12 protein-coding genes and 2 pseudogenes are annotated in these 20,636 nt (G+C 61.6%); 7 read left to right on the top strand and 7 right to left on the bottom strand.

Annotated features, from left to right (window positions below; all coding sequences use genetic code 11):
* Window positions 1-379 precede the first annotated feature (379 nt).
* The 5 genes from ACFWPH_RS32785 to ACFWPH_RS32765 form a co-directional block, all read right to left on the bottom strand.
* A complete protein-coding gene (locus ACFWPH_RS32785; RefSeq protein WP_378756149.1) occupies window positions 380-3,163 on the bottom strand; it encodes a pPIWI_RE module domain-containing protein in 2,784 nt (927 codons plus the stop codon).
* A 17-nt stretch (window positions 3,164-3,180) separates the two neighbouring features.
* The gene (locus tag ACFWPH_RS32780; RefSeq protein ID WP_378756148.1) at window positions 3,181-6,609 is read right to left on the bottom strand and encodes a hypothetical protein; all 3,429 of its coding nucleotides are present in this window, start codon (window positions 6,607-6,609) and stop codon (window positions 3,181-3,183) included.
* Window positions 6,609-7,778: a hypothetical protein gene (locus tag ACFWPH_RS32775; protein ID WP_378756147.1), complete on the bottom strand. Its 1,170-nt coding sequence runs from the start codon at window positions 7,776-7,778 to the stop codon at window positions 6,609-6,611. The genes ACFWPH_RS32780 and ACFWPH_RS32775 overlap by 1 nt, the downstream gene beginning before the upstream one ends.
* Window positions 7,771-9,189: a PD-(D/E)XK nuclease family protein gene (locus ACFWPH_RS32770; RefSeq protein WP_378756197.1), complete on the bottom strand. Its 1,419-nt coding sequence runs from the start codon at window positions 9,187-9,189 to the stop codon at window positions 7,771-7,773. The genes ACFWPH_RS32775 and ACFWPH_RS32770 overlap by 8 nt, the downstream gene beginning before the upstream one ends.
* 651 nt (window positions 9,190-9,840) lie before the next feature.
* Entirely contained in the window at window positions 9,841-10,143 is a 303-nt protein-coding gene (locus ACFWPH_RS32765) for a hypothetical protein (RefSeq protein WP_378756146.1), read from the bottom strand.
* A gap of 111 nt (window positions 10,144-10,254) precedes the next feature.
* Between ACFWPH_RS32765 and ACFWPH_RS32760 the strand changes: the two genes are divergently transcribed.
* A protein-coding gene (locus ACFWPH_RS32760) for an IS3 family transposase (RefSeq protein ID WP_378756144.1) occupies window positions 10,255-11,417 on the top strand; the annotation gives its coding sequence in 2 pieces (ribosomal slippage) (window positions 10,255-10,522 and window positions 10,522-11,417; 1,164 coding nt in all).
* A gap of 40 nt (window positions 11,418-11,457) precedes the next feature.
* Here the strand turns inward: ACFWPH_RS32760 and ACFWPH_RS32755 are convergent.
* Window positions 11,458-12,539 (bottom strand): annotated as a pseudogene (locus tag ACFWPH_RS32755) (IS3 family transposase); the annotation flags it as partial.
* On the opposite strand from ACFWPH_RS32755, the gene ACFWPH_RS32750 reads away from it, so the two are divergent.
* From ACFWPH_RS32750 to ACFWPH_RS32730, 5 genes are all read left to right on the top strand, one after another.
* Entirely contained in the window at window positions 12,519-12,818 is a 300-nt protein-coding gene (locus ACFWPH_RS32750) for a hypothetical protein (protein ID WP_378756143.1), read from the top strand. The pseudogene ACFWPH_RS32755 and the gene ACFWPH_RS32750 overlap by 21 nt on opposite strands.
* A 234-nt stretch (window positions 12,819-13,052) precedes the next feature.
* Window positions 13,053-14,615 carry a hypothetical protein gene (locus tag ACFWPH_RS32745; RefSeq protein WP_378756142.1) on the top strand — a complete coding sequence of 521 codons (1,563 nt, stop codon included), beginning with the start codon at window positions 13,053-13,055 and terminating at the stop codon, window positions 14,613-14,615.
* Window positions 14,616-14,627: 12 nt separating this feature from the next.
* Window positions 14,628-16,082 carry a hypothetical protein gene (locus tag ACFWPH_RS32740; protein WP_378756141.1) on the top strand — a complete coding sequence of 485 codons (1,455 nt, stop codon included), beginning with the start codon at window positions 14,628-14,630 and terminating at the stop codon, window positions 16,080-16,082.
* On the top strand, window positions 16,067-17,485 hold the full coding sequence (locus ACFWPH_RS32735) for a caspase family protein (RefSeq protein WP_378756140.1): 1,419 nt from the start codon (window positions 16,067-16,069) through the stop codon (window positions 17,483-17,485). Before ACFWPH_RS32740 ends, ACFWPH_RS32735 begins: the two co-directional genes overlap by 16 nt.
* A 59-nt stretch (window positions 17,486-17,544) precedes the next feature.
* On the top strand, window positions 17,545-18,165 hold the full coding sequence (locus ACFWPH_RS32730; RefSeq protein ID WP_378756139.1) for a hypothetical protein: 621 nt from the start codon (window positions 17,545-17,547) through the stop codon (window positions 18,163-18,165).
* Between the two features lie 5 nt (window positions 18,166-18,170).
* On the opposite strand, the pseudogene ACFWPH_RS32725 reads toward ACFWPH_RS32730, so the two are convergent.
* A pseudogene (locus ACFWPH_RS32725) lies at window positions 18,171-18,369 on the bottom strand (IS5/IS1182 family transposase); the annotation flags it as partial.
* A gap of 577 nt (window positions 18,370-18,946) precedes the next feature.
* On the opposite strand from ACFWPH_RS32725, the gene ACFWPH_RS32720 reads away from it, so the two are divergent.
* A complete protein-coding gene (locus ACFWPH_RS32720; RefSeq protein ID WP_378756138.1) occupies window positions 18,947-20,560 on the top strand; it encodes an MFS transporter in 1,614 nt (537 codons plus the stop codon).
* Window positions 20,561-20,636 lie beyond the last annotated feature (76 nt).

The raw sequence follows: 20,636 nt of genomic DNA, 5'->3' as shown, positions 1-20,636 counted from the left end.
CACGCGAGACGTGTTCAGGCGTGCACCGGGACACGCCGCGCACCGCATGTGCGTTCTGGATTTCGCCCCTCGGCGCCCAACAGGGCTTTGACTCGACGCCGGCGGGAATCCGAAGACGGCCGCTAACGACGAGAAAACCTCGATGCGGTCGAGGATATCGTCGACCTCCTCAACGCTAACTCTATCCTCGGCAACCGACACTTCCCGACGAATTTTCCGATTGGGTTCACAGTCGACATAAGCGCAGGCAACGAGCGGTTCCACTCCAGATTCGGCGCCCGGCAGGGCACACGAGCCCCTGCCGGGCCCGCCCTATCCAGTCGGATACACGAGCATCCTCCGGCAACCCTGGAGTAGGCGGTTCGACACCATGCCACGCTCAGCCCACGTCAAAGGCGAACGACAGCTGCCGCTCTTCCTGGTCTCCGTCATGGTCAAGTTGGCCATCCTCGTCCTCTTCCTCGTCATCGTAGGGAAGGGCGTAGGCGTCGGCCAACTGAGCAATGTGCAAGGCCAGCGGCAACCTCAGCTCGTCACGGTAGTCCTCTGCAGAACGCTGTTGATGGAGGTAGAAGGCCCATCGCTCGGCCTCGTCGCGGTCTGTGAATCCGATCATCGCGAGTTCGATCAGATTCGGATTCCACGCATTCCTATTTGGTCGTGGATCGGCCACACCGTCAGTCCGGATGGTCGGTGTGAGTTTGGAGTCGTCAACCTTGACCGAGGTCTGTGTACTGGATTTTTCGCTGGTGCTGTAGAAGACGCGTGTGGTGGCATCGTGCCCGCGTGGCAGCCACAGTCCTTTGCTGATGCCGACGGCTCCGGTGCCGTTGAAACCCCAGCATGGCGGGGTCTCGTCGCGGTCGTGAGTGGCGACACGAACGATCCGCAGGTGAGGTCCCTGCATAGTGAGCCGCTGAAGTGGTCCATCGCCGAGGCTTATCCGCCCGTCGACCAGGCCCGGATTCGTCAGCCAGGGCCACCGCCCGCGCGTGTTTTGGGCATGTGTCAACAGCAGTGTGGGTTTGCCGCGTAGCCCGGAGAGGATTTGTTGAACGAACCGTGCTGTGTGGTGGCGCTGCGCTGCGAGGTCTTTGCACTCGGTGCTCCTGACCTGTCCGGTCAGGCTGGTGAGCAGTTCGGGGTACGGCACCCATCCTCGGTGTAGCGGGCTGGACGCCATGATCGTGGTTTGGCCGGGGCGAATCAACACTGCGATCGGCGTGAACTGAGGTAGGGAGTTGGTGTTGTCGACCTGGCGTTTCACCAACCATAGGGCGACCTGGTTGAGGTTGTCCGGGACATCGACCATCGCGTTCGACCCTGGGATGAAGCGGGCCCCTACTTGGCGCAAGCAGTCGTCCCAGGATCCACGGACCCTATGGTCGAGGCTCTTGAGGTCGTCGTCGGTGACGATCGGGCGCAGGAATTGGGTGACGATCCCGTGCTCGGCGAATCCCATCCGGATCGAGAATTTTGGGTCGGTCGTGCGCTTCGGGAAGTTGTCTTTCCCGCGCAGGACGATGAGCCCGAGTTTCGGTGCGCTTGTCGAGGTTGCGGTTATCTGGCGGATTCGGTCGGTGGTTGCGCGGCGGCGTTCGTCGGTGGCCAGCTCGTGCTTCTTGCCTTTGGAAGGTGCCTTGCCCTGCCACTCCAATGGGGCGCCGAGCTCACCGAGCGGTTCGAGTCGTACATCGACTGTCAGATCCGGTGCGTCCCACCGCCACGTCGATGCTGTTTCCTCAGTTTGGAACTCGTCGAGTCCGAGGTTGGCTTCTATCGCGGCCTTGATCGCGGATTGGATACGGGCGTCGTTTTGGTGAAACACCAGTATCGACAGGATGCCGCCGGTGGCTGCAGCGACCGATTCTCTTCGGATGGTCGCGTTCGCCTTGCTGATCTCGGTGTTTATCGCACGCGCTTGGTGGCCCTTTTCCTCGGACTTGGGATCGGACGGCACCGACACCTTCTTGATCAACTGTCGTGATTGCCGGCGTGAGATCGAGCTGCGGGTCATAGGTCCGGCAGGGACGAATTCGGGCTCCAATGCCTGGCTTACCCACCTGAGGAGACGGCTTCGCTCCGCAGGCATCAGTCCGGTTCCGACTCCGTGGGAGCCCATCACAGCATGATGAACAAGCGCAGCTTTCGCCTCTTCCCGGTCGTCGATCCAGCTCGCCGGATCCTTCACAAAAACCGTGGGGTCCGGCAACTTTTCGATGGCGGACAGGCTGGTGAGCAACCCTTCTGGGCCACCGTAGCGCCATCGCATCGTTTCGGTCTGGGGTATCCGCTCTACCGTTGCGATGGCGAACCGGTCTGGTGTGGATGTGTCGGCGATCAGCGGGTCGGCGGCGAGTAGATAGGCGCTGATCCCCCGGCCTCGGGTGAACGGCTGAGGTTTGGTGACCCACCGTCGGATTCCGAAACTCACGTGTATACGTGGGACCGGCGAGAACGGTGCGGTCCGCACAGAGATGCGGATGAGTCCCGAGTAGCGCCACGTAGTCGTGTCACCGGATCTTCGGCCCGAGCTCTCGTACTTGTGTGGTGGCCAGGACATCAGCTCGGCCCCACCGTAGTTACCGGTGGTTACCTGTTTGAAGGTGACGCGCTTGCCTGCATATTCGTAGGAGGCAAGAGCTTGAATTCGGTCGGCGACGATCGCGGGAAGCAGAGTGTAGAGGTGGGCGTCGGGTATACAGGTGCCCCCTTCGGATATGGTGTGGTCCAGCAGATTGACCGTCTGCTGCTCCCAGTCCAGATTGTCGATCTTGATTGTGTTCAAGGTATCTTTGAACTGTGCGAATCCTTCTTCGGACGGATTCATAGATCGAAGCCACGCCTGCAGGATGCGACGGAATGGCAAGGATTTCACCAGTTCCCGGGAGTACAGCCAGGGCCGTGTTGGCTCGAACTCGGCATCCCTTCCCACAGCGATCACATCCGGGGTCAAAGTTCGCAGCACCGCGTTGAGCGCACGGATCGGGACTCGCTGCACTTTCTCACGTCGCGCCTCCGGCTTGGCGGACCGGTAGAGGTCCAGGATCGGCTCGTGCCACGCCTCAGGAAAGGATAGGGTGTGAAAGACGCGGGGCAGATGGTCGAGGTCGGGCGAGGGAACGAAAACGGCGGTTTCGAGCTGGTCAAAGCGTGCGGCCATCAGAGATTTCTCCGGTTTCAGACGAGGGCGGCGTCGAGCGAACACAGGGCAAGGAACAGCGGCTCGTACAGTGCCTGTACGAGGGACCGATCCATCGGGTCGGTGTCGGACTCTTCGTCGAAGTAGGGGGCGAGGACCTCACGCATGCTGGCGAGCAGGCTGGTTGCCGCGGTGTCTGTGCCGCGGAACGCGGCCTCCCGGGGTGCGAACGCCGCGTCGACGAATACGACCCGGGCCGACACACCGCCGCGGACGAGACGACCGATGACCTGCCACATGACGACCAGTTGGTCCCATGTGAAGTGGGCTTTGTCGGTGTCGTCGAGACTGGACCAGGCGATCCGCCGTGTCAGAAGACGGTGCCATTCTGCGGTCGCGCGAGCGCGGAATCGGATGCCCGCGCGGTCGAGCGTACCCGCATTCAGCGCTTTTCTGGCAAAGGCACTGCTGCGGACTTCACGAACGGCCCAGTCGTTGATGGCTTGGATCGCCAGGCTGATGTCGTCGGGCCGTGGGTGGGGGCGTGCCAGGAAGTACACCGTGCCGATCGCGGCCTTTCCACCGGCCAACACGATGTTGTGGCCGCGTTCGACCGCAAGCAGCGGAGCAACCAGTACCTCCCCGGTGAATTTCGCGACATCTCCTCGTCGCAGACGGTGTGTCCCTGTTGCGGCCATCGCGGACCATGAATCGTCAAAATCGGCATCATCTGCGATGAGCTGGGTGATTCGACCTGTCCATTCCGGGATCTCGTTGAGTGTTTCCGCGGCGAACTTCGCGTCGTCGTAGCTGCCCACGAGCAGCAGTACCCGGGCACGGTCGGGATCCTCGTAACGGATCTCGTCGAGCTCGGTCTGCAACAGGCTGACCGCGTCAGCCAGGGTTCGGTCGGGGGTGGCGAGCTGAGTCAGCATCTGGTGCAGGGCAGCCCGTCGACGGTCGGCGTGCGCTCCGGAAAGCCTGATGGGTTCCTGCGCCCCTTCGGTTGTCGGCCAGTAGAGGTATCCGGGCCGGAAAGTTGTCGCGCGGACTGCTCGGATCTCGTCGTCGTGTGGCTGCAAGATCGCGCCTACCGCGGCATGGATGTGGAATCGACTCGAGGTTCCCGCCCAACTGGTACCGGACATGAGCAGGATGTTCGCCCCCGGGCGAGCATCGACCGAGGGCAGGTCGTGCAGGGATAACATCAGTTCACGACCCACCCCGCTGCATCGGAAGAATCGAAGTTCCCCGCTTCGGTGACCGTCGCTGTCGCGGTCGCCCGGGCGGAATTGAAAGCCCAGGATGTTGCCCATCGGGGATTCGGGGATAATTGGTTCGTAATCCTTGGGTGGCCGGCGTGAGAGCACATTGGAGGTGGTCTCCAGGTTCAATGCCGGCTCGACCCGCGGCCAGACGATGGTCATGAAGTCGAGTCGATTGTGTAGCGCCGCCAGGATCAGGGTGAATTCGAATCGCAGCGTGTACTGGTCTAGTTCGTCCTCGGCGATGACGTCGGAGCCGACAAAGTCGAGCAGTACGGTCTTGACACGTTGCCGAGTCGTGGACTCGCGGTGCGCGTGTAGCAGCCCGAGAGTCATTCGGACCAGCTGGTTGACCTGTGCCACGGCATCTGCGTCGGCTTCGGTGCCGTCGCGCTCGCGCACGGGATCGTCGCGGAACAGATCCAAGACTGCATTCAATCGTTGGACCCGGGCAGCAGCCTCGGCGGGCAGCGGCTCACGGGTGCCGTCGGTTCGACGCTGCTCCGGAAACCAGTCCGCGATCAGCTGGCGATGCAGGGTCAAGGCACTGAAGTAGTCTTCACCGATCCAGCGCAACAATTCCGGGTGGTTGATGACCAGTCCGTAGAATCGGTCCACGGCCGAGTTCACGGTGTTCACCGCATTGGTCCAGTCATCGACGTCGTGGCGTGACAGTTGCAGACGGCCGTCGCGGGCAAGTTCGCTGATTTTGTGGCCGGCCACCTCGTCGAGCCAGGAGTTGGGCGAACGCCCTGCCAACGTGGTCGCGGGGGCGAAGATGCTGTCGAGTTGCATCTGTACTCGGTCGGCTTCGTCGATGACGATCAGGCCACTTGTACGGCACGCAAGTTCGAGGTATCGGATCTGCTCGCGGTTCTGTGGTGCGGGCACCGCGCTATGGACTAATCCGGCTGGGGTTGCCACCCAGAGCAGGGCGTCGACCAGCGCGCGCGGAGCGTGGTGGCGCGGGCAGCGAGACCACAGGGGGCAGGAGTGCCGCCCTTTGCGGGGGTGCCGCGGTTCGGCTTGGGCACCGTCGGATTCGATATCGGTGTCCGTGTCGTTGTCGGCGGCGTAAAGGCTGTAGCACGGTGCTTCACCGATGCGCAATGCCTTGCGTGCTTGCACACCGCGCAATGCGTCCGTGGGGCAGGCACTACTGAGGTAGGCGAACCCGGGATGGTCGTGGTCGATCATGCTGTCCGCGCCGCTGCTGGCGAGCCGACGATGCAGCCGCTCGATATTTCGATGACGTGTCGAGTGCCCCAGGACAGGTGCAGCCGCAATCCCGAGTCCGGTGAATCGTTGTGTCACAGCCAAGACTTCGGCGACATCACCGACCACGATGGTTACTCGGCGCCCCTGCTTCTTGATCACCCAGTATGCGAGGATGTCACGCAAGGTCGACTTGCCGGCACCGACCATACCGACCAGATTCAGCAGCCGATCGATCCTCAGGGTGTCCGAGCGAGCGAATTCCCCGAGGTCGGTGTTGCGAGTGAGCAGCCGGACCCGGTCGAGTCGGGCGAACCAGGTTCGGTCCCGTTCGTCCGGCTCGGCGGCATCCATGTCACGGGCGGCTTGCTCGAGTTGCTCCCAGGTGGCCTCAATAGGTCCTGCCTCACCGATCGCGGGCTGACTGAGCTGGTGGGTCGGTGCTGCTGGGTCGTTGCGGAGAAGTTCTAGAGGGAATGTGACCGACTGCCAGCTGTCACGGACCATGAAGTCGTACTCCCCTGGCTCGGCGGGGGTGACTGTGTGTGTGGCGAACAGTGGCGGCGACTCCAGGAGTTCGTCGAACACGTCGAAACGTTTTGGGGCGTGGCTGACAACGAGTCGAACGGGGGGACTGTCGATGTCGGGAAAGTCGAAGCCGCGCAGGTCGACCGGAATGCTCAGGTAGTAGGCGAGGTGTTGACGCCATTCGTGGCGGCGGCGCAAGTCCCACAGGTAGTGTCGGGCGCGTCCGATTCTGCGGCGATCCTCCTCGGTCGTGACGTCGCCGAAGACCTCACCGAACGGGTAGCCGGTCAGCAGGGTCCCGGCATCGCTGGCATTACGCTGCGGGTTGAGGCAATACTGCACATAGAGGCCGAGTTCGACATCGAGGAGATCGCCTGGGCGAAATCCCGCATGTGCGGTGGGCCAGGCTGGCCGCAACTGCGCGGCCAGCTTGTTATGCCATCCGCTGCGTGACCGCATTACCGTTCCTTCCGATCGAACCGCCGGGTGGTGTGGGTACCGAGTTGTTTCTTCGCGGCCGCCACGACCTCGGTGTCGGTCACGAGTTCCAGCTGGTCGCGGACCTTGGGGTCCACGTGGTGGTGGAACACGGTTCGGTAGTCGGGACGGTCGTCGAACCGGTACTGCGGTATCACCAGGAACGCGCGGTCATAGTGCGGTTGTTTCCGCAGCGGCGTGGCGCGCCGAGCCAGCAGCGCCGGGTTGGCGTAGTCCTTCACATCGATCGCCCACACTGTCCCGTTGCCGAAGATCACTTGCAGGTCGTAGTTGTCGAACTCCGGCCACATCTTGACCGTCAAACCGAGCGATTCCAGGTCGGTCTGCAGGTCGGTTTCCGCGAGTCCCGGACCGGTGACGAACACGCGAAGCGGTCGCAGGAGCTGGTACACGAGCTGATGTCGGCCCGGGTCGATTGCGTCTCCCACGACAACGCCGTCCCGGCGGCATCGGTCGAGTTCGCATCGGAACCCCTCGTTGCCAACCGGGACGAGGAGCCCGTTGCAGCGTCCGCACCGGTGGTAGGTCCCGTGGCGGCGCAACGACGAGGGCGCGGGTCGGTAGGAGTACTTGATCTGTTCGCCCAGCAACTCCAGCTCGACGTTGATGGTGGTGATCGACAGGAATTCGGCTTGGGTGAGCACCGGCTTGGTGATCAGCAGATTGCGGAACTCGGTATAGGCATCAGGGGCTTGTGCCGATTGAGTTTTCGCGAGGGCTCCGAGCATCACTTTGTTCTCGACTAGCTCGCCGAGGGTGTCCCCGGCGTCGATGAGCCATTCCAGACACCGCTGTGTCGGGGTCACCGTCTCGGGGTCGACGAGCACGGTGTCGTCGGCAGCCAGGTCGGCCGGCAGGTCCAGCGGCCATTCACCGAGAGGTCGCTGGGCCCAGCGAACCAGGTCGGCCACGCTCTGCGGTGGCGAATCTCCACGCTCGAGCGCGAGCAGTACAACCTGGTTGAGTGCCTTCTGCACAACGTCGGGATAGATCGTCTTGCTCGGGCCGCGCTGCTGGGACAGTTGGACCATCGCTGTGGCGACCAGTCGCACGATGGATTCACTGTCGATGATTGGCGCTGCAGGCGCGCCGGTGGGGGTCATCGCGGGTAAAGCCTCCGATTCATTCATATTGAGTGACAGGAGAACTCGGACACCACCTGGATACAGGACACCACCGACAAGCTTTGGTCGGTCGCGGATCGAACTGCTCATCCAGCCGCCAGGGAGTGGCCAGCTCCCGCAGAACCCGACGCGCGTAGGCGGCCCTTTCAGGGTCGCTGGGGTCGATGAGGTGAAGCTCGGCGCCATCGGGGCGGAGCAGTTCGAGCTCGACTCGCGAGGTGTCGGCACGACCTCCTAGCGCGCCGCCGCTCAAAACCACCACTGCCAACGCCAGTTGTGGGTAGGACTCCAGCAACTCATCCCCCTCGGCTTTGGACGTCCGCTGGGTAGTTTTGGTCTCACGCCATACCCACCCGTCGTCCTCGCAGTACAGCAGGTCAGGTTTCGCGATCACTACCGTCTGCGCCGCCGGGTCGAAGAAACTCAGTGTGGGCTCGGTCCGGATTTTGGTGATCGCCGCACCCGCCGTGAACGGGCACATACCTACATGGTTGCGGAGCATCGCCGAACCGAGAGCGGCTTCATCGCCGCCGATCTTCCATTGCCCTGCTGACCACGGCGCGATGTCCGAGGACATCTGCTCCGGAGTGCATACGGGATCGCCAGAGGCATGGATGTCCTCCAGCCAGCGGTGCACTGCCTGCCCGAGCACCGCTTCCGGGCTGTACTCGGAAATTCGGGGCAGGTGAATACTGTACATGTAGCTCTGGGCCGGACAGGTGCGGTAGTAGCGGAGGTCGCTGATCGAGGTCGTCCGCAATGGCGCGGCCGGCGCGTCGACTCCCAACATGCCGGTTATCCGCGCGACGGCGTCACATCGATCCATCACCTTGCATTCGCCGCAGGCCCTCCCGGGGCGCGCATCATCGCGTCGCGCTAGTTCGGCAATGGCGTCACGCCCGTATTCGTCGTAGCGACGCTGCGCCTGTTGCGGTGTGCCGTCGAACAGAACCCGCACCGAGCCGTCGAACAATCCTACTTCCAGCACGCGGGCACGCTCTATCCCCTCACACGGCCCGAGCTCGAACGGCTCAGACCTCGGGTGCGGCCAATGACCAGCAGCGCCGAACGCCGTCACGTAGGCCGCTATCGCCGCTGCCGCACGATCGTCATCGCTGTCAGCGCGCCCAACGACCGACCCCATCCGGAGCAGCCGCAACTCCCGAGTGGCCGCGGACAACGACTCGTACCGGCGTCCCCAAGCCAACATCTCCCACAACGCATTCGGGCTCTGTCGCTGCACCACCCACACCCCTGGAACCGGTTTCAGCGCGGAGGAATTCGTCGCATACGTCCGGGCGGCGTGTTCGGCGTAGCGTTGTGCGGCTGGGTGCAGCCGTGTCGATCGCATCGCCATACTGCTGATGGCCTGTTCGATATCGGCGTTCTTGAACTCGATGCTGTCCAACGCATCCATCACCGCCCGCAGAACAAACCGATCGGTCCGCTCACGTGCTGGCCGAGTCCGCCTCGGCTCCCTATCCAGGCTTGGTCTGATTGCGAACGAAAGGCACCGGTGACATCCACTATTCATCTTTCGCGCTGCTGAAATACTCAGCCGAAGCAGCGTTTTCCCCATACAGAATCCCCACATACTTGAGCATCAGTCGATGCAGATACGCGTGGAGCATACTGGCTTTCGAACATATCGGGATGCAAACAGACACAACCGGTTCCGCTTTCCGCCGCGATCATCGCCCCCGCGTGCCAGCGTCGACTACCGTCCCGCGGTCAGGGGCCGCCCCGGCTCGCGGGTTGACCCAGAGATCCCCCGCGTGGTAGGGGATCGACACGCACCAGACCATCTTGAACGATGTTCGAGAATTTGGCGTATTCAAGCGACCCCGTTTGCATGACAACATGGCTCGCGAGTCGATTCAACTCACAGCTCGGCCACACCTGCATGCCGCGGCTGTCGACCGAGTGGAGAACTACGGCCCGGCAACCGACCATGCAGGGCCCGAGCCGACTTCCCGAGAGCCGCCCGCGCTTGCTGCCAGCGACAATTGAGCCGGCATAGATTCCAAATGGTCAGCGTTTTACCGCTTCCGCAGGCTGATCTCTGTGGTTAGCGCAGGTATCCCCCTCCGGACACAACCAGTACGCCCACGGGTGGCGGCGGAGCGGCTCCGGCCACCACCGTTCGTACGGTGTGGTCATAGGCCAGTTTCAGGCCGAACTTCCGGTAGAGCTCGAGTTTCTTGGCCGGTTCTGCTCTGCGCAGCACCGCTGTCATGCCTCCCAGCAAGTTGGTCAGTCGACCGATTTCCTCGCGGGTCAGTTTCCGGGTGGGGTGATTCACTCCGTCCTCACGGTTGCGGGCGACCCGGACAACATCGTCGCGGAACTCCTGGGGATAGGGCTTGGGCACAGTGACATCCTTCCAGGCTCACCTGTCGGCAAGCCAGATCGATGACCTGCCCCACCGGTTGGGTTCCAACTCCGGTTGCTAACCGGCAGCCTTACCGAGAGGCTGACCCACGTGCCACGCGCCTATCCCACCGAGTTCCGGACCCGCGCGATTGCTTTGGTCCGGGCAGGCAAACCCGCCAAGCAGACCGCGATCGAGCTCGGCATCCACCCGGTCACACTGTCGAAATGGCTGCGCCAGGACGACATCGACCACGGACTGCGTCCCGGCAAGCCGTCGGTCGAGTCGGCCGAGCTACGTGCGGCTCGCCGCCGGATACGGGAGCTCGAGAGCGAGTTGGCGATCATCCGCCACGCCGCGAAATTCCTCGGGGAGGACGTCCCCGGCCCAAAAGGCGGCTCTACCCGGTGATCGACAGCCTCGTCGCCGCTGGGGCGCCGGTCGACCGATGCTGCCGCATCCTGGGAGTCGCCCGACAGGACTACTACAAAGCCAAACGACGCCCGCGGACACCGACCCAACTGCGGCGCGAATGGCTGACCGGATTGATCCGCGAAGTCCACGTCGCGTCCCGAGGAACATACGGCTACCGCAGAATCCACGCCGAACTCACGATGGCGATGGGTATCAAGGTCTGCTCTCGCACGGTTTCGGTTCTCATGACCCTGGCCGGCATCCGTGGGTTGCCGGCCTCGGCGCGGGTCAAGAGCCTCCGCGGTGTGGTGACTGCAGGGGACCTGGTGAACCGCAAATTCCATCGGCTGAAACCGAACGAATTGTGGGTTACCGACATCACCGTTCATCGAACGAGGGAAGGCCGGGTTTACTGCGCCGCGGTCTTGGATGCCTTCAGCCGCAGGATCGTGGGCTGGTCCATCGACTCTCGTCAGGACTCCAGCCTCGTCGTCAATGCCCTGGACATGGCGATCCGGAACCGACGCCCCGCACCCGGCGGGATCGTGCACGCCGACCATGGAAGTCAGTTCACCTCTTGGGTTTTCGGTGAGACGATCCGCTCGGCCGGCTTGCTGCCATCCTTCGGCACCGTCGGCGACGGACTCGACAACGCCATGATCGAATCATTCTGGTCGTCCATGCAGATCGAACTGCTCGACCGCAAGAAATGGAAAACCCGCCTCGAACTCGCCAACGCGATCTTCGACTACATCGAGATCTTCTACAACCGCCAACGCCGCCACTCGTCCCTGGGCTACCGCACCCCGATCGAGTTCGAGCTACTCTCCGAGAAGACACCCATCACCGCTGCCAGTTAGCCACCGCCACTGGAACCCATTTGGTGGGGCAGGCCAATGGTTAGGCAGCCTGACCGGCTGCTGCTGGGGTCATGATCGCTTCGTATTCGACCGGGGTCAACCGGCCCAGGCGGGCTTGGCGGCGTCGGCGGTGGTAGGTCCGTTCGATCCAGGTCACGATCGCGATCCGTAGTTGTTCGCGGGTGTCCCACCGCTGCCGGTCCAGCACGTTGCGTTGCAGGAGGCTGAAGAAGCTTTCCATCGCCGCATTGTCACCGGCCGCGCCGACGCGGCCCATGGACCCGGCCATCCGGTGCCGGTTCAAGGCGTGAACGAAACGCCGGGAACGAAATTGCGACCCGCGGTCGGTGTGGACTATGCAGCCGGCGACCTCACCACGGCGGGCGACAGCATTGTTCAACGCGGTGACCGCGAGCCGGGACTTAATCCTCGAGTCGATCGAATAGCCCACGATCCGGTTGGAGAAAACATCCTTGATCGCGCAAATATAGAGCTTGCCTTCACCGGTTCGATGTTCGCTGATATCGGCCAGCCACAACCGATTCCGATCTTTCGCGGTGAACACGCGACGGACCAGATCATCATGGACCGGCGGTCCGGGACGGCCGGATTTCCCGCGTCGGCGTTTGCCGAACCTGCTCCACCAGCGATTGGTCGAGCAGATCCGCCAGGCGGTGCGCTCCGCCATCGACTCACCCGCGACGCCGGCCTCGTCGGCGAGGAACCGATAGCCGAATTCCGGGTCATCGTGATGGGCGTCGAATAATGCATTCGCCCGATATGCCTCGACGAGTTCGGAGTCGGTAACGGGACTGTTCAACCAGCGGTAGTAGGGCTGTCGAGCAAGCTGCAGGACCCGGCACGTCACCGCGACGGGAATCCCGTCGGCGGCGAGCTCACTCACGAGCGGGTAGAGCCTTTTCCCGGAAGATTCGCCTGAGACAGATACGCCGCCGCCCGGCGCAGCACTTCGTTCCCCTGCTCGAGCAATCGGTTGCGGCGCCGCAGTTCCCGCAGCTCATCGGACTCGCTACGGGTCGTTCCGGGCTTGGTGCCCTCGTCGATATCGGCTTGACGCATCCACTTGGTCAACGTCATCGGATGGATCCCGAAATCGGCGGCGAAGGTCAGCTAACCATGGGCTCCGACCGCCCACTTCACTCACCGGACGCAGTTGACAACAGTCTCGATGCCGTACTCCTGCATATGATTCTGCTGGGGCACGACTTCGAGGTTCTCAACCCGCCGGAGCTCGCGCAGAGCTGCCATGTATCGGCGCGACGATTGCGGACTGCCGCGACAACCCCCACCTGCACCGGATCCAGAACATGTATGAGCCATGCAGTGTTTCCCGCCTGCTTCTATTTCATCACAGGTGACGAAAGAACCGAAAGTCTCTGATCCTTGCTCTGTTAGCCGTTGATCCATTGCTCGGTGCACGCCCTGTCGGTTGTAACCAGATTTACTCCAAAATGCCATGGCCGATACCGAACCTATGCCTTTTGGGGCGGACAGCACCATTGATCAGGCTTCGCTCGAGGGAGCATAATTGCACAGACGGCGTTGCTGATCTTCTTCATCCGAGATCGTGCCGGTGAGAGCCTGGTTGGTTCGACGAACTCGAGGAGGGCATTAATGGACCTCAAAGATCTCATGGCCACTGTGATCGACACCCTCTATGCCGGCCTCACAGGTGGGAGCACCGAACTGCCATTGCCGGATAATATCAACCTCAATTGGATGATGCCAGGTATACCCTTTCACGAAAGCGCCTTCGATTTCGCCATTGCTGGACCGTATGCCCCGCCTACGCGACTCACACTGCCAGACTTCGGCGAACTCGTTGACGCTCTTATGGGTGAGGGTGGCGTGGACCGGACGCAGGCGATCGAGGATGCCAAGATCATGTACCAGGGTAATCTCCTCGGGGGCTGGGAGCAGTGGTCGAGACTGGTCGACTTCATCCCGAACACCATGCCGACGCAGGCCACTTCTCAGTGGTCTGCCACTCCGGGTGCCGGTAAGCACAAACACGTCTCGGTGGTTTATTCACAATCCAACCGAACGCTCAGTCAGGTGTACAAGGACACTCTCGAGCGGTGCGAAGTCGCCGACGAAGAGCTGACGGCGACGCAGAAGGAGGCCCTCGAAAGGGCCCGCGCCCTGCTCGGGCAAGAGGTGGAGGTCGAGGGGTTTCTCGGCGAAAAAGAGATCGAATACCGGGACAGTCGGGCGATGACCATGTACACCGCAAAGAAGCTTGCATACGAGAACGCGGTTATCGACTATGCATCGCGCCTTGCACGAGCCAACAACGGAACGGCCGCCGATCTCGTGGAATGGCAACGCAGCGGTGGAATCTATCGAAACCGGGCGACGCAGGCCCTACGCGACTGGGACGCTACCGGTTACAAATCCGACATCGAGCGTGCGCAAGCACAGATCAGTCATATTCTAGGCAGTTCGATGGTTCGTTGGAAAGAGAATCTACTCGAGCTTCTCGATGATATCGACAACAACACCAACGGAGCCTTCGGATATTCATTCTTTCCTGCCTCGGTCCTACCCGGGTCATTCGCTCGATCACCGGGATGGTCCAGATTCGAAGAGCATAAACTGCATCAGCGTTACGCTTCTGCATCAAGATCGTACAGCGCCTCGGGGCGAGCCGGAATCAGTTTCGGCTTGTTCTCCGTCGGCGGCAGCGGGGGGCGGACCGTCACGGAATACAGCTCGGATTTCCGCAACGAATCATTCGGAATGTCGTTCGAATATACAACTGTGGAGATCATGCGGCCGGCATTCAATCCATCCTGGTTCCTCTCCACCGGCTGGCGACCCAAAGATACCTTCATCCGGGACTACGGAAAGCTGCACTCCGACGGTAAAAAAGATCCATCAGGGGCCATGATCGGATACCCGACGAAAGCGTTGTTCATTCGAGATCTCCGAATCAATTCATCTGAGCTTTCCAGCCTCCTGAATTCATACCAGTCCAGTTCCGGAGGAGGGGCAAGTTTCGGATTCGGACCGTTTTCACTCGGCGGAAGCTACCAACAATCCAATCGTCGCCACGAGAGCGTTCTGGATATTCAGGGCTCCTCCATTCACGTTCGAGGACTACAGCTGGTTGGCTTTCTGTCAGTTCTGTTTCCGCAGACCGCCAACCCGAATTCTGAAGTCAAAAAGTGGATCTGAAGGCTGACAGCGATGATGCAGGACGGGCTACACGTCGGGCTTGCGGCATGGATCGGTGCCCAGCGAGCCATAGACGACTTTGTGACATGGCCGGCGACTCCCTTTGCCTATGACCCTGTGGACCTGACGACCGTCGAGACGATGCTCGACCTGGAGGTTGCCAGTGAATTCGCACGGATGGTCAACTTCGTCCCGCGGAAGGGACGCTACGCAGAGCCGTTCTCAGCGGTCGTGTTATGGGAGCTGTACCGGCAGATGCTGGGATCGATGACCTTCGCTGTCCGGCCATGGACAAAAAGGGAGGATGATGCGTGGAACAGGGCCCGGGCGCTGCTATACGAAGGACCACACGGCCAAGAGGTGCTCACCCGGGATTTTCAAATGTACGAAGAATATCGCCTTGCCTATGCCGAACTCGAGGCCTCGGGAGCGGATTCCGGGACATTGTCTGTGGCAGCAGCGGATTGGATTGCCAAGGGGCACAAAGTCGCGATCGAATCTGCACTTTCCACCCTGAAAAGCCTCGCGCAGCGTTCCTCGCAGCCCGAAGCGAGCACGCAGTACCACGAACTTGACCCCACAGCCTTGCTGTCCGCTGCTTCCGGCTCGTATGCACCCACTGGATTTTCGCCGCTGTCGGCGTCGGCCACCGATACATGGTTGCTCGCCGAGGCATCGGTCGACGATCTGAACCTGGCGGTGGGAGACGCGGGGCCGAGAGCCAAATGGGATGCGTGGCGCGCAGCGCGCTCGGGTAGGGTTCGATTTCGTTATGCCGCCCTCGATATCCATCGACCATGGTTCATGCCGGGCCTCCTGGAAGCCGACGACTGGCAGATCACCTCGGCCGCAAGTGTTTCGGAAGGAAATTCCGTCGACGGCCGACTTCCGGCCTACGTCACCACCATCTACCTCGTAGTCGTCGAAGACGTCCGGCAACCACCCAGACCACGGGATCCTCCATCTGGTGGAGGATCGTACAACCCCGGACCCATCGATCCCACCAAGCTCAAGAGCGGACCGAGCCGAGGCGTGCGTCAGCGGTCGAAACCACCTTCCCCGGCTGTCGGCGTAGTTGCTCCCAGCCGGCGCCGAACACAGCAGCTACCGGCAAGCACCAAACCGCTCGTAGCGATGCGTTACCTACCAGCTTCCCGTAGTGGACCGGCTACCCGGGGAAGCTCGGCCTTCGCGCCGAGGCCCACTGCGGAAGTACTCCGCGCCCGGGTGTCGCTCCAGCAATTGATCTATTCGAGACCGGCGCGGTACGGAAGAATCCGACGAATCACCGAGAGTGACGTCGCGACTCGAATCGAGTTGGCGAGTCGTCGATCACAAAGTAACGACTCGCCAGCAGAGGCACCAGCGGCCACCGGTAGCAGCACCGCGTACGTCGCCGGGTTCGGCTGTACATCGGTACCCGCCGCGCCGGCACCGAATCCTGATTACCAATGGCAACTGAAGTAGAAATGGGAGGCACTCCAATGCTACGGTCACCCAGGTTCACGACAATTGTCACGCACAATACGTACGAGCGGCTTCTGTGTGCGGACGACAACAGTCAACCGATTGCACGCGGCGAGGTGAACCGGGGAGCCGTCGCGGCCATCCAGTCGGCGATTGCCGCGCTGAGCGGAGTCTACTTTTCCCCGGCAGAGGTCGACGGTTACTTCGGTCAACGCACCGCGGAGTCCGTCGAATCCTTCCAGCGAGACTACGGGCTGATTGCCGACGGGATCATCGCCCACCAAACAATTTCACAGCTCGATACCCTGTTCTCTCCGGACGTGGTGCGTCGCCCTCATGCAGTCAGTATCCACCTGGGATTGGACGAGGTGGACGAAGACCACTACGGATCGAAGCTGAAACTTCCATCCTGTTCCAATGATGCCAAGAAAATGCAGGAAATTGCAATCGCAATCGGCTACGATCCGGTTCTGCTCGTGAACGAAGATGCGACAACCAGCAATTTTTCCGGATTTCTGAGGTCCTGTGCCGGCAACCTTTTCGCTGACGACTGCTTGTTCATCTCGTTCTCTGGGCACGGCAGCCAGATACCGAATACTTCGAATGACTTCGAGGAAGACGAACTCGACGAGACACTCTGCTTCTTCGACCGCATGTTGATCGACGACGAACTTCACACCCTACTCGCGGACCTCCGCGCGGGAGTGCGTGTGCATGTTGTATTCGACAGCTGTCACTCCGAAACGGCTTTGAAGGAAGTCAGAATCGATCCGAATCAGAACAAGAAGCTTTATGCAATCGAGGCAGCTAAAGGTCTCCGCAACACCGAAGCCAGTCTGAGCGCCAATGTTCCGCCGATGGACCCGAATGTTCCTGGCGGGGAGGACCGACCACAGAAAACAGAAGTGGAAGATCTCATCCCATACACAGCAGCAACAATCGGCGACGCAATCAGCGGCGATCGCGAACCTCAGCATGTTGAGTTGGCTGCCCCAGACGAAAAAGAGGTCAAGAATACGTCCGCACTGTTCGCCGACCTGTACATCGAAGCTGTTTCCGGCGACGCCAAATTCATTGACGGCTCTCAGATCTACGACAGCAATCGCCGATTGTACGACACCGTCAAGAGCGTCACTGGATCGAAGGAGGATATACAACTGGCGTGCACGGCCATATCGCTCTCAGCATGCTTGGACCTGCAAACGACACCCGCGGGGAATCCGCTGTCGCTATTCACCTACAACATAGCGCGCGCGTGGAACAATGGCGCATTCCGGGGTTCTTACAAGCAGTTCCTGAGAGCTCTCCGAAATTCATCTCCACAAGCATCGACACCGCAACTGAAGGTTTACGGTACTGCCAGCGAAGCAGCGAGAATTAATGAACGCCCGTTGATGTTCTGATTCCTGCGCAGCGGAATCACCACCGACGCATCGAGAGTGGATCAGAGAGGCTCCTGACTATGGGCAATGCGCAGCTCGACATAACATTCCTCAATCTGGATGAAGATGTGCTTGCGGATGTCACGATGACGACCTACCCCGACGCCGATCCAGTCTATCTGAGTGGATGGATCACAACTCTTACCCGTGATCGGGCAATTGAAGTGGGAATATCGATTGCCCAGGACTGGATCTCAGAGTTTTCCTTCACGGAGAACGGCACCACAATCGACGTAAACGGACCCGACGGCGATCTGCTATCCGACTTCAACGGAAATGTGATGTCGGAGCCGATATCAGAGTACGAACTGTTTTCGGCAATCGGTGGCAGATACGAGATTCACAGCGGAATCTTTACCGATGCCAATGGGGTTTCCTATGACTTCACAGCCAGCACTGATCCTGTCGACAAGATAATAATCATAATTTCGATCTTGGTACTCGGTTGCCTCCTGGCCATAGGACTGCAGGCGCTGATCGATGACTGCAAGAGCACCCAGGAGCAGGCGATCAAGGCGTGCGCCGAGACCGGTGGCCTCCCTTCACTCAAAGCCGAAGTGGAGTTCGCCCCGACTCAGGACGCCAATGGCAAATGGAGGATGGGTTGCCATCATGTGTGTACCGTCGAGTGTCGAAATTGAGGGTGCACGATCCCGCGAGCACGCAGCCAGCGGCGAGGGACGTCGTAGTCGTAGCCCTTGTCCGCCCGCAGCTTGGCGGGTTCGCCGCGGCGCCGGCCGCGTCTCCACGAACCCGCGGAATCCGTTCGATCATGGGTTGCATCACCGAGTCGTGAGCGTTGACGCCAGAGACCCTGTGACCAGCGGGATTCCGTTCGCATCGGAGATGACCGCCACGTACATCCCCCTCCGGACACTTTTTGGCATTTCTGCCCTAGAAACCTTGCCCAGATATCGCCTGGACACCCTTTCCCTCAACGCTATGACCTGCGGTTTCACCCCCAGGGGGGTGAAAATTATGACCGATGACACACTGCGGCCCAGGCTTCCCTCGTTCGCCACCAGGCCCGGGATCGGCGATTCGTCTGTCTTCGCCTCCGGTCCGGATCTACCGATGGCGGCCCTGGACCAGCCGGTGCGGTCGGCGGACGTGCACAGCATCCGCCCACTCATCGACCACCGACCCCTTCGGCGGGCGCCGGTGCAGCGTTCGACTACCCCAGCAGGATCCGTTGACTGAGAGCCGCGGCCGGAGTCGTCCTCGACCCACCTCACGCGCAGTTGTCATGACCGCGGAGCCCGGGCAGCCGAAATTGCATTGGTCACAATCTTCGCCGGGCGCTCGACTCAACGTGGTGAACACTGGTTCACTGATTCGGGGTGAACACTCGTTCACCCCGAGGAAAGGGTTCTGTGTGTGAGCGCGCCAGTCCGATTCGGAGACTTACGAAGCTGGACCGTGATGGCGACCTTGGCGCTCACCGGCACCGTCGTCTCCCTCCAGCAAACGCTCGTCCTCCCGCTCCTTCCCGAGCTTCCCGGCCTTCTGAACACGACCGCCGACAACGCGTCCTGGCTGGTGACGGCGACCTTGCTCTTCGGTGCGGTCTCGATTCCCACCGTCACCAGGCTCGCCGATATGTTCGGGAAGAAGCGGATGATGATGGTGGCGCTGATCGTCATGGTGCTCGGGTCGGTCCTCGGCGCGGTGAGCGCCGACCTCATCCTCATCATCGTCGCTCGCGCCTTGCAGGGCGTGGGACTTTCCCTCATACCGGTAGGCATCGCAATTCTCCGGGACGAGCTGCCGCGCGATCGAATGCCGCTCGGGGTGGCGCTGATGAGTGCCAGCCTGGCAATCGGTTCCGGCGCGGGGCTCCCCTTGTCCGGTCTGATAGCAGCGCATCTGGACTGGCACGCCATATTCTGGGTGACCGGTGTGGTGGGGGTTGTCGTTCTCGCCGCGGTCTGGCGGGTGATCCGCGAGTCGCCGGTCAAGACCGGCGGCTCCTTCGACTATCGCGGCGCGGTCATCGGGTCGGTCGCCCTGACGGCAGTGATGCTCGCGTTGTCCAAAGGAGCGCAGTGGGGCTGGACCTCGGGTACCACCCTTGCGCTGGCCGGTGCAGGCGCAGTTCTGTTGATCGCCTGGGTGCCGCTCGAACTCCGAGTCCGGAACCCACTCGTCAATGTCCGGATCGCCGCTCGCCCCGCTGTTCTGCTGGCGAATACCGCGTCACTGCTGCTGGGCTTCGCCATGTTCGCGAATATGCTCGTCACCACTCAATTGCTGCAACTGCCGGTGAGTACCGGGTACGGACTCGGATACGACATCTCGAGCACCGGGCTGTGGATGGCGCCGATCGCGTTGGTCTTCGGCGCGATGGCACCGGTGTCCGCGCGGATCATCCGCCGGTACGGCCCGGTGACAACGCTACTCGCCGGAACGCTCGTCATGGCGGGTTCGTATGTAGCTCGCGTGTATCTCAGTCATGAACTCTGGCAGATAGTCACCGGCTCGGTGCTGGTGGCCGCCGGGACCTCGATGACTTACGCTGCCTTGCCCACGTTGATCATTCGCGCAGTTCCGCTGACGGAATCGGCGTCCGCGAACGGACTGAACACCCTGCTGCGCTACATCGGCACAGCCCTGTCCAGCGCGGTCATGGCTGCGGTGGGGACCATGAGCACGGTCCGAGTCGCCCACGAGGTCTTTCCCTCCTTCGATGCCTTCGCCGTGCTGTTCTGGATTTCCGCAGGTGCCTGCTTCGTCACAGCGGTCATCGCGTGGGCCATGACCAGACTTCGGGAGACGCCGGACGAGAGCACCGAGGACCTCGACAAATCCGCGCATCCGCACGGGGCCGTGGCCGGCGGGAAAGTACTCGGCCGATCGATGCGCCCGATCGGCCATGCGGTGGTCACTGTGTTCACGCCCGCCGCGGATCATCTCGATTGGAGTCAGGTGGACTCCGCGGGCCACTTCTCGATCGCCGTTCCCGGGCCGGGCCGCTACCTCCTGGTCACCGCGGCCGAAGGCTGGACTCCGGACTCCCGCCTAGAGTCTGTTTCATAAGCTGCGGCCGGATAACCACAGGTTGATCGCGGCGACGCGGACGGTTGCCAGGTAGCGGACAGCGAGTTTGTCATAC

The sequence above is a fragment of the Nocardia sp. NPDC058499 genome, from assembly GCF_042719915.1.
In the GTDB taxonomy this organism is placed as follows: domain Bacteria; phylum Actinomycetota; class Actinomycetes; order Mycobacteriales; family Mycobacteriaceae; genus Nocardia.
This window is presented reverse-complemented; position numbering and strand designations above follow the sequence as displayed.

Excerpts from the sequence above, each read along its gene's own strand:
- ACFWPH_RS32720 (WP_378756138.1), top strand. The coding sequence starts at position 18,947 with ATGGCGACCTTGGCGCTCACCGGCACCGTCGTCTCCCTCCAGCAAACG.
- ACFWPH_RS32775 (WP_378756147.1), bottom strand. The coding sequence starts at position 7,778 with ATGAATGAATCGGAGGCTTTACCCGCGATGACCCCCACCGGCGCGCCT.
- ACFWPH_RS32750 (WP_378756143.1), top strand. The coding sequence starts at position 12,519 with ATGGATCCCGAAATCGGCGGCGAAGGTCAGCTAACCATGGGCTCCGAC.
- ACFWPH_RS32745 (WP_378756142.1), top strand. The coding sequence starts at position 13,053 with ATGGACCTCAAAGATCTCATGGCCACTGTGATCGACACCCTCTATGCC.
- ACFWPH_RS32735 (WP_378756140.1), top strand. The coding sequence starts at position 16,067 with ATGGCAACTGAAGTAGAAATGGGAGGCACTCCAATGCTACGGTCACCC.
- ACFWPH_RS32785 (WP_378756149.1), bottom strand. The coding sequence starts at position 3,163 with ATGGCCGCACGCTTTGACCAGCTCGAAACCGCCGTTTTCGTTCCCTCG.
- ACFWPH_RS32780 (WP_378756148.1), bottom strand. The coding sequence starts at position 6,609 with ATGCGGTCACGCAGCGGATGGCATAACAAGCTGGCCGCGCAGTTGCGG.
- ACFWPH_RS32770 (WP_378756197.1), bottom strand. The coding sequence starts at position 9,189 with ATGGATGCGTTGGACAGCATCGAGTTCAAGAACGCCGATATCGAACAG.
- ACFWPH_RS32730 (WP_378756139.1), top strand. The coding sequence starts at position 17,545 with ATGGGCAATGCGCAGCTCGACATAACATTCCTCAATCTGGATGAAGAT.
- ACFWPH_RS32740 (WP_378756141.1), top strand. The coding sequence starts at position 14,628 with ATGATGCAGGACGGGCTACACGTCGGGCTTGCGGCATGGATCGGTGCC.